This is a genomic window from Kosakonia sp. AG348 (assembly GCF_003337365.1).
In the GTDB taxonomy this organism is placed as follows: Bacteria; Pseudomonadota; Gammaproteobacteria; order Enterobacterales; family Enterobacteriaceae; genus Kosakonia.
On the sequence record NZ_QPJR01000017.1, the window covers coordinates 1 to 11959 of the forward strand.

Consider the following 11959-nt stretch of genomic DNA (forward strand, 5'->3'; position numbering starts at 1 on the left):
GTCGGCATGGTTCTAGCGAACAGATGTCACCGACAGAATATGAAAACCAGTATTATCAACGGCTCGGAAGTGTCTAGATTATCCGTGGCGATTCAAACTAACCATCAGGTTTCCTGTTCACTCATTGATTCCAACAAACGCTTTATCGCTTCCAGTTTTGCTGTCTGGCGACGCATTTCTAGCAACCTGAGAGCATTGAAAACATCGCCTTCATTAAATTGAGCACGACTCAGTTTGCCCATATCCTGATTCAGTAATTCCAGTTCATCATCAGTTATTGGTGGTCTCATTTTGTTCCCCAGATCATTATTGATTTAAAAATAGATTATGAAAATGTTGTATGGTAGAAAATCTGTTAAGGCAAGAAAATACTTATCGGTGTGTTGACCAGCTCCCCGTTAATCAACACAAACTGATGTCAGCAACGTCTGTTCCTGGCACGAAAGAGTCGATCAGGGGGCAGACATGTCTGCTCAGAGCGAACAGAGGGCATTGCTAACAGCATTCCGTGTGAATCAACGAGGAGCTGGTTATCAGTGCACTTGAGATGTGCTGGAAGCCGGGCATTAAAGAGGCGATGCTGACAATTCGCAAAAATTGTATCTGTCTTAGCCATCCGTTTAGACCGTTGTAAAACTTTTCCGGCATTTTTCGTTACAGTTTTCTCCAGTGACGCCCACAATTTTTAAAATGCATAATAGTAAAAAAATTTGTTGACGCATCAAGGGATAGGGGAGCGTTTATGAGTAGTAGAAAAAGCTACATACCGCATATTATGCGGATAGATTCCACTCTGGGGGAGTGTGGCAACAACAAGCCAGAAGAAGTTTTGTGGTTTCAGCAAACACTTAGTGAGTCAGGTTATCAAGAATTAACCGGACGAGACGTTAAGATTACAGGCAAGTGTGACAGGGATACGATTGAAGGTATTCGCTGGTTTCAGAATATGCTCTCTATGAAGCCTACCGGAATGATTCATCCTGGAGATATCTGGCTTCAGGAAGCTATAAATAATGTTGTTTTACAGCCATGGCGTAAGACTGTCGGGGCGGCACAGCTAAAGGTGCCTGAAGGCCAGGTTACCTTTGATGCTGAAGGGAATGATTATATATTCCCGGATTATGCTCCCAAGAGGGCACCCAAAAGACCTGACTATTTCTCCCGAATACTGCACTGGCCTGGCGATGTATCAGGCGTCACACTGGGTCGCGGTTACGACATGAAGATGCGAACTGCCGGAGAGATTTTTTCAACTCTGCGAAGTCTTGGTATAGAAGAATATCGCGCAGTGATTGCATCAAACGCAGCATATCTTAGTGGAAGACAGGCAAAGGTTTTTGTCGATACCACATGGCAGCTATTTGGTGAGATAAGCTATGTGCAACAGATTGAATTATTCAAACGTTCTTATTTAGAGAAAAAGAATTACGCCAAACCTTTTTATGAAAAAACAGCAGCAAAAAAAACGAACGCACCCTCATGGGATCAACTCGACCACAAAATAAAAGATGTCGTTGTCGATATTTTTTACCAGGGCATAAGACATCCAGCAAGCTTAATAGAGGCTGCAATTGCTGGCAGAACAGCGCTTATTAACTTCATCCGGGAAGATTCATCACTTATGCGTTATGAGTCTACAAGACACAGAATCAGGTATTTACAATGAAGAAAATAATATTAGCGATTGCTTTTTTGGCTTTAGCCCCGTCAGCCTTCAGTGCTGAAAAAGCAGATATTATCGCCGGGTCAGAAACTGATACTTGTTGGCATAATAATGCTGACCGTGGAAAAGCTTCTGAATGCTTACACGCTCTTAGTGACAAAAGCAATCAAAGCATGGATGAGTTAATTGCCAAAACAGTCGCGCAAATAAAGGAGAACAATACTGGGCCCGTATATAAAAGTAAGGATCCTCAACTCACCATTGGTGATGTCTTCAGTAAATTTTTCCTGGAATCGCAAAATTCATGGAAAGAGTATCGCAAGAACTTCTGTTTAGGCGTTGGGTCGCAAATCGGCGAGGACACCTATGATTACTGGCCCTATATTTATCAGTGCCAAATCAATCTTAATAAGCGGCATACTGAAGAGATAAAAATGCTTCATGCCGATGAAGAGTGAGTGAGATTAGTTGCCTGCTGACTGACTTTTTGTCGTTCAGCAGGCTTAATTGACTTGCTCCCTATAAATTAACATATCTCAATGCTATCAATGTCCGCTCTTGGCACAAAATAGTCGATTGCGAGGCTGCTAAGTCTGCTTTGAGCGAGGAGCAGACGTTTACTGATGACTACTTAGTGAATTCATCATTATTGAACATACCCTTCCGGCAAAGAACTCAATCGTTCTCAGACAGCTAGCGCTAGTTGTTGATGGCGCTCAATAAACTTCGCTTTGAGGGCGCTATAGCGATGAGCATCGTTCCCGCTGAGTAATGCAGCTGCGTGTTTTATCTCAGCATACTCTTCTGCAATGTCTCTGTTTCTTCGAAGATAATCACGGAAAGCAAGATGTCTCAATACCTGCATATCTCCGACTGCAAACGCATGGACTTGATGACTACGCTGATCACCACCTTTAATGAAATATCTGCGCCTCGCAATCCCGTTCTCACCGCGAGCAACATACCCGGCGTGGGCCATTGCTGAATGGTACTTATCCAATTCATTGATGTCGGAAACTTCAAGTAGCATATCAATTACGGGCTTTGCTGAGAGACCAGGAACTGACGTGCTTCCAATATGATGGACATCTTTAGCCATTCCACCGAGCAATGTTTTTATCAGTAAACTTTCAGCTTCAAACATCTCTGGCCATCTATCATCGTATGGCACAACAATAATCTTCCGCATAAACACATTCTCTCTGTCCTAAATGTGCAACTCAACCCTGACCCCCGGCATTGCCTGGAGCCGGCGTTCCCTGGTGAAAAAACAGAGTCCACTGGCCCTCATCCGAACAAATCCAGCAAGAGGAACGTAATGCATGATGGCTGCCATCAGCGTAAAACGTCCGATAGTGAAGCAGAGCGTAACCGCAGCCCATCTCCGTAAGACGGAAATCGCTGCTGAGAATATACGGTGCAGCCTTTTCGCTTAGCAGCGACGCAATGGTCTCTGACCGATCGACCGTCACACCTGACCGGGTGATTTCACGAAATTCAGGATGAAGAATCAGTTCCAGCCACTCCCGATCATTGCGCCTGTCGCCGTGAAGGCTGCACTCAAGCAATCTGAGCTTCTCCAGAAGCATTCTGCTTATCCTCAAGTGATTAAGCCGGAAGTTCAAATTTACCATAACAGTTCAGGCGCTACTTCCGCTTTTGGCACGAAAGAGTCGATCAGGGGGCAGACATGTCTGCTCAGAGCGAGGAGCGGAAGTTCGCATTTGCCATAACCGCAGTGATGTAGGACGGCGTGTAATAATCAACCGGGAGCATGTCAATTGTGAGCAATAAAAAAAGGCCGCCTAAGCGACCTATTTATTTTACATAAGCTTTATTTTTACTTTATACCCCTCAAGACCGGACATGGTCTCACTCGGTATAAACTCGATCTCAGAAACTTCCTTGCCTGTTTTTTTCCGTAGCTCAGCGATTTTTTTAGTAATAAGAGCAGAAATTTCTTGCTCAGCTTTACGCTCCAGTTCTTCGTGTTTCATGCGCACACTCCTTTTTCATACCCAACCTTTTATAAATCATAGGTTATTTTCCCGGAAGGTGCTTGTTACTCATTCTCCTGGACATCAGTAAGTCGGTAGCTGGTTGCATCACCAGAGCCGTCATAGATGGTTGCCCGAGAAAGCAGCTTTCCGCCAGGCTCACGACTGGAAGACTCTCGATTTTTTAACGTATGTGTGTGGCTTATTTACTGAATAATTAAGACGTTTTTTATCACTTTAAAAATGTCGGCCTCACTGCGTAGCAGACAACATTGAAGCAACATTTCATGCTTTGGTTAAAAAGCAAAAATGAACAAAAAATGAGCAAATAGAAACCAACAGGAATAGACTGAATACCCATACACCTGCCAGGCAATATAAATGAATATTTCTGATGACCTTAGGATATACATGGATAAGTTGGTCAAGGTGACCTGCCCTCAGTGCTCCCATGTTATGGAACAAAGATCCAGTAAAGTACGTAAAAACACCACATGCATTTGTCCGAAATGTGGACATTTCTTTCTCCCGGAGGAGGGGTAAAGGATGTCATTAAATTTCCATTATTGTGTTTAAAACCCTATCGTTTAGGGCTCCGTGCCGCGAATACAGAAACATATAAAATGGCTGGCACTGAATTGAAAAATTTTAACTTCATACTCTTATGCATAATCAATTCAGGCATGTCTCTTACATTTGAGCATGGTCGTTTCATGGCTTTTTATATGTTTCTTTCGGAAGAGTATGAAAGGATAAGCTATTAGTTTTCCCTTGGTTTTCTTTGATCATGTTGCACCTCATTAAGATTGGGGTGCTTTTTTCCTCACACAGAATGTTCGGAGTATTAGCTTATGTCGTACAGTAGCGGACTCAGGCATTTCAAAGAACGCCCGGTACCCGTCACCTGCCCCAGGTGCTCCAGGATTGCAGACCAGAAAGCAGTTAAAATGCGTAAAAATTTATCTCTGGAATGCCCATATTGCGGTCTGGATTTCTTGCCATCTGAATGTAAGTGCATTGGAGGATAAGCCGCGCTTCCTTCCGAATAAACTTCATTAGCCATAATATTTTGAGATAAAAGGTGATCATGAAAAATACTACAGACGTAATGCTCACATGTGGCATTGTTGAGAGCCGGCTTCAGGGAGAATCCTCACATCCGATTTGCATTCATCGGGTCGCTTTTAATAACGGCAAATTCGCTTTAATCCGCAGTGTGAGCAACAGCTGCTTTGCAACTGGCTCAATTCTTAAGCGCAGTAGTTTGGAATGGTTTTTGGAGAACAAACCAGAAAAATTGCTGCCTTTTGAGTATGTCAGCGAGCAAGAGTCGAAAAGAAGATTCAGCGAAGATTAATTATATCTTTGCCCAGTCTTAACTCTAGACCGTTACACACGGATTTCGATCGCGGCATGCATTATGTGAATGTCCGCTGTCATGGCTCAGTAGTTGGCGTCGGGGCAGGCAACTGCACAACATGCCCACATGCAGGCTTTCTGCATTTTTGTACGCTTAATAGCCCAGTAGTGCGCTGCTGACCTGCGCCCCAAAATTAATGCAGAGCGGACATTTACATCAGTTACCGGTCAGGACGGCCTGCCCATGCATCTGGCGCAACAATGACCACGTTTCCCTGCGTAAAAAAAATAATGCATATACCGCAATAATCAGTATTTATTTGTGCTATTACGGCATGAATCCTTTTTCTCTCCTCCTCAGATCCGAAAACCCCCAAAGTCGGATCTTCACTAAGGGTCTGGTTAAGATTGAGTTTAATTGAACCTAAGCGAGAAACGGACATTATCGTGGGTTTTGCAGCACTAAAGCGATTGCTTTCAAAAAATTGTTTACCCTCTTTTACTGGACGAGATCCCCCCCTATGATTGTCCTACCGTTTTTCTCATTTTTTGCCTCTTTTATCTACGACGTTAATGGCTAATATGACAATGTCCGAGCAGACGTACTAATTTAAATTCAGTCGTAGCGGTTCTGTGAGACATCTTAATGATTAACAAAGACTTACTTAAACATCTCAAAAAGGGAATATAAGGATGAAGCGTCCAAACTGGTTTCAAGTTTCCGCTGAAGGTGGCAAGGCTATAGGAGCGCTCCATCATTACGCCATTACCGGGACAAGTTTGCCAGCTGATCTGATCCATTTAATTTTTTTAAGAGTTTCACAGATCAATGGTTGTGCACACTGTATAGATATACACACTCGCGATCTTATAAAGAGTGGCATGTCTGTCGAGAAGATTGTATTGGTGCCTGTCTGGCGAGAAGCTACCTATTTATTCTCGGATATAGAGCAAGCTGCGCTCTCATGGGCGGAGGAAGTTACCCGTGTAAATGAAACGCATGCTTCTGATGAAGCATATTCCGCAGCGCTTTCTGTATTCGGTGAAAAAAATTTGGTTGAACTTACCATTGTTATTGCCACCATGAATGCCATTAATCGTATGGGTATTAGTTTTCGAATGAAGCCGCTAGCTAAAGCCTGACAGATGTAAGCTGCCCCCCAAAATAGACTCTGGAGCTGTATTAAAGTCCGCTCCTGGCACAGGGCTGCTGTTGCAGCCCCGACAACCTTAGACTTCAATCGACTCCGAGATCTCTAACGCATCATCGACCTCAATGCCCAGATAACGGACTGTGCTTTCGAGTTTCTTATGGCCCAACAGAAGTTGGATCACCCGGAGGTTCTTAGTTTTCTTGTAGATTAGGTAAGGTTTTGTTCTTCTCATGGAATGTGTGCTGTACAGCGAATCGTCGAGACCAAGCTTTTCTACCCACCCATGAAAGATTCGGTTGTATTGCCGGGTTGAAATGTGCTGGTTAGTTCCGACCCGAGACCGAAACAAGAAGTCTTTACTGTGCAAATTGCCAAGCTTTATCAATGCAGAAACAGCTTCTCTGGTCCCTTTGGTTATCTCAAATTGCACAGGACTACCGGTTTTCTGTTGCAAAACCGTTGCTCTGCTTGAAACAGAGCTGCCATATGCAACATCAGATACTTTGAGTTTGACCAGATCACAGCCCCGAAGCTTACTGTCCAGGGCCATATTGAACAGAGCTAAATCGCGCGTTTTACCTTCCAGTTCAAGTCGGATTCTGATCCCCCAGATATGAGATATCTGAAGTGGTCTTTTTTGGCCGATGATACGGTCTTTGTTCCACGGTGACGTGTTCATACTCAAATCTCCTGCAATGTGGGAGATTTGAGTATGGTTGTCCCTTATGAGCGAAAAGCGGAAGTTGCGAGTTATCATTAATAGTCATTGCTGGTCACTTAAATGACGTCTACCGAAGCCGTGGCGATAAAGTTTTCTATAGTTCCTTAAGCTTAAGTTCTGACAACAATACTCTTTTAGCCCATGCTACACGCGGCTGGCGCAACGATGCGGGCATCCAGATCAGGTTGTAAATGATAGTGGTACTGCCCACTGGTGGCGAAATTGCCATCAATTCACCACGCTTTAGCTGCTCCCGGCACAGGTATTCTGGCAATACCGTCCAGCCAAACCCTTTGGTTAGCAGACTTCGAAGGGCGCGCAGATCCTGACCCACAGCTGCCGGCAGGGTTCCCGGCGCGGCAATGCCATTTTTCTCCATCCAGTTATCAATCAACGACAGATCGAGATTGTAAGCAAGTAGCGGTTCCACACTGAGCGCTGCGGGAAGTGAGTCGGTCTGCATCAGGCGATGGAATACTGCCGGACTTGCTACAGCCAGCACATTGTCGGCATAGATCACCTCACTCCTCAGACGATCGTCGGTTACCGGGTGCGCCGAAATCCCCAGTTCGCAGTGCCCCTCCAGCAACATTTTCGTAACTTGCGGCCCGTCCCCGGTATGCATTCGTACACGAACGTCGGCCTCAAGCAGTGGCCGCAGACCTTCGGGAAGCTTTTCCGCCATAAAATCGGCATGGCCAATGATCTGCAACGTACCGGCAATTCCGGACGACCGCGCTCGCGCAGTGGCCAGCGCCGCTTCTGCTGCATCCAGCTTATTACCAATATCTGCCGCAAGCTCGTCCGCTGCAGAAGTGGGCACCACGCCGTGCGTCTGTCTTTCAAACAGTGCCTTCCCCACCGCCGATTCCAGACCGGCGATGTGCTGCGACACCGCAGGTTGCGTAAGATTTAGCACTTTAGCGGCAGAGGTGATCGAACGCTGACGGTAAACCTCAACAAATGTTCTCAGGCGAATCAATGACATAATTTACTCATAAAAATATTTATACCCATAACAAAATAGCCTTGTTAGCCCCGGAACACCAGAACTGTCAAGCTTCTCCCATCGCAACAGAACACGGAATATGACAATGTCGAATAACTTCAGCACCGGGCTTCAGGCGCAGCTCACAGCCCTGAAAAACGCGCATCTGCAGGCTGGACCCGCCAGCGCAGCCTTGCGCAAAGATCGCCTGCTGCGTGCAGCGAAACTGCTCACAGAGAATCACCAGGCGATTAATGTGGCGCTTAATCGCGACTTCGGTCACCGCAGTGAATATCAGTCGCTAATCGTAGATGTCGCGACCACCGTCACCATGCTGCGCCACGCCGCAGAGCAGGTCAGCGAGTGGATGGAACCGGAGCACGTTGCGGCGCCCTACCCGGGGATGCAGGCATGGATTGAGCAGCAACCGCTGGGCGTGGTGGGTATCATCAGCCCGTGGAATTTCCCGATTAATCTGGCGTTCGGGCCGATGGCGGGGGTGTTTGCTGCGGGCAATACCGCTATGCTCAAACCGTCTGAACTGACGCCGCACACCTCTGAACTGCTGGCGGAATTGATCCCTCAGTACTTTTTCCCGGATGAACTGTGCGTGGTGCTGGGTGATGCCGATGTCGGCCAAGCATTCAGCGCCCTGCCGTTTGATCATCTAATTTTCACCGGTAGCACTGCCGTCGGTAAACATGTTATGCGCGCCGCAGCAGAAAACCTGGTGCCCGTCACCCTCGAACTTGGCGGTAAATCGCCGGTGTTTATCGATAAAGATGCCGATATGGCGCAGGCAATTGCCCGCACACTGACCATCAAAACCTTTAATGCCGGGCAGATCTGTCTGTCACCCGATTACTTGCTGGCACCACAGAAGAGAGTTGAGGCTCTGGTCGACGCGGCACGGACGTTTATGGCGACAAGTTTCCCGGCAGTTCAGATGAACCCGGACTACACTGCGATCATCAGCCCGCGCCATTTTGAGCGTCTGCTGACACTACTGGAGGATGCGCGCAGTAAAGGTGCCACCATCATCAGCCTGGCACCTGCAGGTGAAGCGGATTTTGACGCCACCTCACGCAAAATTGCCCCGCACCTGGTGCTCGATGTCGACGACAGCATGCTTATCATGCAGGAAGAGATATTTGGCCCGTTGCTGCCAGTGAAAACTTTCACGGAGAGCAACGAGGCGCTGAACTGGATCAATGCGCATCCGCGCCCACTTGCGGCGTACTACTTCGGGAACGATAAGGCGAGCCAGAATACCTTTATAGCAAACACAACATCTGGCGCAGCAGTGATTAACGATGTGATGACCCATGCCGCCATCGACAGCCTGCCATTTGGTGGTGTCGGGGCATCCGGAATGGGAGCCTACCACGGAATACACGGTTTCAGACGCTTCAGCCATCAGAAACCGGTGGTGGTACAAAACGAGGACGGTGCATCTAACCTGCGTCTGCGTGCCCCCTATAAGAATAAAACCGCCGATATCATCGCGTTTTTACAAAGCTAATTTTCAGGAGAGAGCAATGAAAATATTAATGGTTCTGACTTCACACAGTGAACTGGGCAATACTGGTAAGAAAACGGGGTTCTGGCTGGAGGAGTTTGCCGCCCCGTACTACGTCTTTAAAGACGCTGGCGCCGAGGTGGTGCTGGCCTCTCCGGCGGGCGGCCAACCGCCTCTGGATCCCAAAAGCGATCTTCCTGAATTTCAGACTGCAATGACCGACCGGTTTAAAAATGACACTGATGCCCAGTTTTTACTGGCGCACACTCAGCAACTCAGCGAGATCAAAGAGCAAGATTTTGATGCGGTATTTTATCCTGGCGGTCATGGTCCATTATGGGATCTCGCGGAATCGCCTGTCTCGATTGCGCTGATAGAAGCATTTAATCGTTCAGATAAACCGATGGCATTTGTGTGCCATGCACCGGGCGTACTACGCCATGTGAAGGGTGTGCAGAGTGCACTGCTCATCAAAGATCGCCATGTTACAGGCTTTACCAACAGCGAAGAACAGGCTGTCGAGTTGACCGATATCGTCCCTTTCCTGATTGAAAATGAATTTATTACTGCAGGCGCTCACTACAGTAAGGGAAGCGACTGGATGCCCTATGTGGTGGAGGATGGCAATCTGGTCACGGGGCAGAACCCTGCCAGCTCAGAGGCTGCGGCCGCAACCCTGCTACGCAAAATACAGCCTTGAGTTCCGCAATGACGATCACATGACATCATTTGAATAACTCCCGTTCAGCCAGAATTTTATGGCTACTGGAAGAGGCAGGACTGCCGTATGACCTAATCCGTTATCAGCGAGATCCTGTCTCCCACTTAGCTCCAGACTCCCCGAAGGGCATCCGCCCGTTGGGTAAATCACCGGTACTCGAGGTGGATGGCAATGTCATCGTGGAGTCAGGGGCGATTGTGGAATATCTGATTGCACACTGTGCCCCACATCTGGCTCCGCCAGCTGATTCCCCGGCGTTTATTGAATACCTGCAGTGGATTCATTTTGCCGACAGCTCTGCAATGCTGCCGTTACTGCCGAAGGTGTTCGGTGAGATTGAAATTGATACTGGCACAGGGCTCAACTTCCTGGAGGATTATGCGAATTCCGAGTTTGTCAGCTTTGGCTGATGAAATTCTGGAGGTGTGCCGCGCACGTCTTATCAGCCATGATGCACATAAGGATTGAATTTGCTGGCTACAGGATTTTGTTCTTTAGGTGCATTTAAATAAATCGCCAACGTCTGCTCCTGGCCCGGGTGCATGAAAAGTCAGCTATGAGCGAAGAGCTCTAGTTATGCGGGGGCAGGCCTGAATGCCAGAGATTTCTGGAATTAACGTTGCAAATCGTCTGGTTTGTGTTGCTTTGAAAAGTTACAGGTTATACGACAGAAACGTGCTCAATCGATTTTTAGCGGTACGTACAATCATCGGTATTAACTCCCCACGACGATGGATAATCATGAATTAACGTAGTTTTATTCAATTAAATTCCGCACGGCTTGCGGCGTCTTTCCCGTCCAGGCCTGGAAAGCACGGGCAAAGGAATTGGAATCTTCAAAACCCAGAAGAAAGGAAATCTCTGCACCCGACATATTCGTGTTACGCAAATAGTGATGAGCCAGTGACTCACGTACACGATCAAGTATTTGCTGGAATGATGTCCCCTCGTTTTGAAGCCTGCGCTGCAATGTCCGTGTGCTCACAGCGAGTTTTCGACTCACAGTCTGCATGGATACTTCCCCTGCGGGCAACGTCTCCAGCAACGTGCTGTGCACTCTTTCTGACATACCGGCCAGCTTATCTAAATCAGCCAGTCTCTGGCGTAAGGAAGGCTCAAAGAAAAGCCACATTTTGTGGTTTTCTGTCAGGAAGGGCTTATCCATATCCTCCCTTAAAAATACCAGAGTCGCCAGCGGACTGTTTGTCACTGTTGTACCGAAAAATGCCTCATAGGCGAGAGCATCATTGTTCCCCATTTCAGTAGCCTGGGGCCAGCTGACACGCAGTGGCTTCACGGCAGAGCGTGTCGCCAGACGAACAAGTTGTACAAAAAAAACCAGCTTAAAGATCAGGAACACCGTTGGGGGCTGCCCGGTGTTATCCATGAAATCAATTGAGACTGTCGTGTACATCTCCGTGTGGTCTACCGGGAATCGCATGGGGGCAATAAGTCTGACGTACTTTGCCATCCGTTCGAGCGCACAGTGCATATTTGAGCTACACAGTGCGGCAAAAAGTTCCGGATCGAACCAGTCCGACGACATCACCTTTGCTATTTGCAGGGCTGCAGGTATATCGGCATTGACAGACATGGCCTCATCTTCGATGGCAACCCAGAGTCTGTAAAAACTGTCCGCGTCTAAACGAACGTTCTGGCGCGTAAAGAGGTCGCCCGGCAGTTGTGCGCGACGCAGAACCGGCGAAGTCTCTATACCGGCATCCTGCATTAACAGACGCCAGCCAGGCCAGACTGAATAGTCCTGCATGGTGTCGTGTCGGCGGATAAGTTTGTGCGGTTTTTCTGTGTTCATTCACTCAGTCTATATCGCAAAAAA

General features: G+C 47.4%; 16 protein-coding genes. 9 read left to right on the forward strand and 7 right to left on the reverse strand.

What is annotated here, in order from left to right:
* Positions 1 to 104: 104 nt before the first annotated feature.
* A complete protein-coding gene (locus DFO56_RS24020) occupies positions 105 to 290 on the reverse strand; it encodes a hypothetical protein (protein WP_045514394.1) in 186 nt (61 codons plus the stop codon).
* Positions 291 to 742: 452 nt separating this feature from the next.
* Between DFO56_RS24020 and DFO56_RS25050 the strand changes: the two genes are divergently transcribed.
* Together DFO56_RS25050 and DFO56_RS24030 are read left to right on the forward strand one after the other, a co-directional pair.
* Complete coding sequence (locus DFO56_RS25050) at positions 743 to 1666, forward strand: peptidoglycan-binding protein (protein ID WP_045514393.1); 924 nt, start codon at positions 743 to 745, stop codon at positions 1664 to 1666.
* On the forward strand, positions 1663 to 2121 hold the full coding sequence (locus DFO56_RS24030; protein ID WP_052679833.1) for a lysozyme inhibitor LprI family protein: 459 nt from the start codon (positions 1663 to 1665) through the stop codon (positions 2119 to 2121). Before DFO56_RS25050 ends, DFO56_RS24030 begins: the two co-directional genes overlap by 4 nt.
* 227 nt (positions 2122 to 2348) lie before the next feature.
* On the opposite strand, the gene DFO56_RS24035 is transcribed toward DFO56_RS24030, so the two are convergent.
* From DFO56_RS24035 to DFO56_RS24045, 3 genes are all read right to left on the reverse strand, one after another.
* Positions 2349 to 2852, reverse strand: a complete 504-nt coding sequence (locus tag DFO56_RS24035; RefSeq protein WP_045514391.1) for a GrpB family protein — start codon at positions 2850 to 2852, stop codon at positions 2349 to 2351.
* 31 nt (positions 2853 to 2883) lie between these two features.
* On the reverse strand, positions 2884 to 3252 hold the full coding sequence (locus DFO56_RS24040; RefSeq protein WP_045514389.1) for a DUF4440 domain-containing protein: 369 nt from the start codon (positions 3250 to 3252) through the stop codon (positions 2884 to 2886).
* Positions 3253 to 3486: 234 nt separating this feature from the next.
* Positions 3487 to 3660 carry a GnsA/GnsB family addiction module toxin gene (locus tag DFO56_RS24045; RefSeq protein ID WP_045514387.1) on the reverse strand — a complete coding sequence of 58 codons (174 nt, stop codon included), beginning with the start codon at positions 3658 to 3660 and terminating at the stop codon, positions 3487 to 3489.
* A gap of 381 nt (positions 3661 to 4041) precedes the next feature.
* On the opposite strand from DFO56_RS24045, the gene DFO56_RS25055 reads away from it, so the two are divergent.
* The 4 genes from DFO56_RS25055 to DFO56_RS24055 all read left to right on the forward strand — a co-directional run bounded on the left by DFO56_RS25055 (position 4042) and on the right by DFO56_RS24055 (position 6162).
* Positions 4042 to 4203, forward strand: a complete 162-nt coding sequence (locus tag DFO56_RS25055) for a YnfU family zinc-binding protein (protein ID WP_255419538.1) — start codon at positions 4042 to 4044, stop codon at positions 4201 to 4203.
* A 308-nt stretch (positions 4204 to 4511) separates the two neighbouring features.
* A complete protein-coding gene (locus DFO56_RS25205) occupies positions 4512 to 4688 on the forward strand; it encodes a YnfU family zinc-binding protein (RefSeq protein ID WP_370447825.1) in 177 nt (58 codons plus the stop codon).
* Between the two features lie 59 nt (positions 4689 to 4747).
* Positions 4748 to 5017, forward strand: coding sequence for a hypothetical protein (locus DFO56_RS24690; RefSeq protein WP_147271698.1), 270 nt, complete (start codon positions 4748 to 4750; stop codon positions 5015 to 5017).
* A gap of 695 nt (positions 5018 to 5712) precedes the next feature.
* Positions 5713 to 6162 (forward strand): carboxymuconolactone decarboxylase family protein, encoded by a 450-nt coding sequence (locus DFO56_RS24055; RefSeq protein WP_045514383.1) that lies wholly within the window; start codon positions 5713 to 5715, stop codon positions 6160 to 6162.
* Between the two features lie 87 nt (positions 6163 to 6249).
* Here DFO56_RS24055 and DFO56_RS24060 read toward each other — a convergent pair whose 3' ends face one another.
* Together DFO56_RS24060 and DFO56_RS24065 are read right to left on the reverse strand one after the other, a co-directional pair.
* Positions 6250 to 6852, reverse strand: a complete 603-nt coding sequence (locus DFO56_RS24060; protein WP_045514381.1) for a site-specific integrase — start codon at positions 6850 to 6852, stop codon at positions 6250 to 6252.
* A 136-nt stretch (positions 6853 to 6988) separates the two neighbouring features.
* Positions 6989 to 7882 (reverse strand): LysR family transcriptional regulator, encoded by an 894-nt coding sequence (locus tag DFO56_RS24065; RefSeq protein WP_045514379.1) that lies wholly within the window; start codon positions 7880 to 7882, stop codon positions 6989 to 6991.
* Between the two features lie 106 nt (positions 7883 to 7988).
* Here DFO56_RS24065 and DFO56_RS24070 point away from each other — a divergent pair, with 106 nt between their 5' ends.
* Genes DFO56_RS24070 through DFO56_RS24080 form a run of 3 tightly spaced genes read left to right on the forward strand, consistent with a single transcriptional unit; the run spans position 7989 to position 10532 of the window.
* Entirely contained in the window at positions 7989 to 9404 is a 1416-nt protein-coding gene (locus DFO56_RS24070) for a coniferyl aldehyde dehydrogenase (protein WP_045514376.1), read from the forward strand.
* Between the two features lie 16 nt (positions 9405 to 9420).
* Positions 9421 to 10101, forward strand: a complete 681-nt coding sequence (locus DFO56_RS24075; protein WP_045514375.1) for a type 1 glutamine amidotransferase domain-containing protein — start codon at positions 9421 to 9423, stop codon at positions 10099 to 10101.
* 29 nt (positions 10102 to 10130) lie between these two features.
* Positions 10131 to 10532, forward strand: a complete 402-nt coding sequence (locus tag DFO56_RS24080; RefSeq protein WP_072051672.1) for a glutathione S-transferase — start codon at positions 10131 to 10133, stop codon at positions 10530 to 10532.
* Between the two features lie 347 nt (positions 10533 to 10879).
* On the opposite strand, the gene DFO56_RS24090 is transcribed toward DFO56_RS24080, so the two are convergent.
* Positions 10880 to 11935, reverse strand: coding sequence for an AraC family transcriptional regulator (locus DFO56_RS24090; RefSeq protein WP_045514373.1), 1056 nt, complete (start codon positions 11933 to 11935; stop codon positions 10880 to 10882).
* Between the last annotated feature and the right edge of the window lie 24 nt (positions 11936 to 11959).

Bases quoted from the DNA above. Each gene is read 5' to 3' on its own strand.
- DFO56_RS24020 (WP_045514394.1), bottom strand. From the start codon at position 290: ATGAGACCACCAATAACTGATGATGAACTGGAATTACTGAATCAGGAT.
- DFO56_RS25050 (WP_045514393.1), top strand. From the start codon at position 743: ATGAGTAGTAGAAAAAGCTACATACCGCATATTATGCGGATAGATTCC.
- DFO56_RS24030 (WP_052679833.1), top strand. From the start codon at position 1,663: ATGAAGAAAATAATATTAGCGATTGCTTTTTTGGCTTTAGCCCCGTCA.
- DFO56_RS24035 (WP_045514391.1), bottom strand. From the start codon at position 2,852: ATGCGGAAGATTATTGTTGTGCCATACGATGATAGATGGCCAGAGATG.
- DFO56_RS24040 (WP_045514389.1), bottom strand. From the start codon at position 3,252: ATGCTTCTGGAGAAGCTCAGATTGCTTGAGTGCAGCCTTCACGGCGAC.
- DFO56_RS24045 (WP_045514387.1), bottom strand. From the start codon at position 3,660: ATGAAACACGAAGAACTGGAGCGTAAAGCTGAGCAAGAAATTTCTGCT.
- DFO56_RS25055 (WP_255419538.1), top strand. From the start codon at position 4,042: ATGAATATTTCTGATGACCTTAGGATATACATGGATAAGTTGGTCAAG.
- DFO56_RS25205 (WP_370447825.1), top strand. From the start codon at position 4,512: ATGTCGTACAGTAGCGGACTCAGGCATTTCAAAGAACGCCCGGTACCC.
- DFO56_RS24690 (WP_147271698.1), top strand. From the start codon at position 4,748: ATGAAAAATACTACAGACGTAATGCTCACATGTGGCATTGTTGAGAGC.
- DFO56_RS24055 (WP_045514383.1), top strand. From the start codon at position 5,713: ATGAAGCGTCCAAACTGGTTTCAAGTTTCCGCTGAAGGTGGCAAGGCT.
- DFO56_RS24060 (WP_045514381.1), bottom strand. From the start codon at position 6,852: ATGAACACGTCACCGTGGAACAAAGACCGTATCATCGGCCAAAAAAGA.
- DFO56_RS24065 (WP_045514379.1), bottom strand. From the start codon at position 7,882: ATGTCATTGATTCGCCTGAGAACATTTGTTGAGGTTTACCGTCAGCGT.
- DFO56_RS24070 (WP_045514376.1), top strand. From the start codon at position 7,989: ATGTCGAATAACTTCAGCACCGGGCTTCAGGCGCAGCTCACAGCCCTG.
- DFO56_RS24075 (WP_045514375.1), top strand. From the start codon at position 9,421: ATGAAAATATTAATGGTTCTGACTTCACACAGTGAACTGGGCAATACT.
- DFO56_RS24090 (WP_045514373.1), bottom strand. From the start codon at position 11,935: ATGAACACAGAAAAACCGCACAAACTTATCCGCCGACACGACACCATG.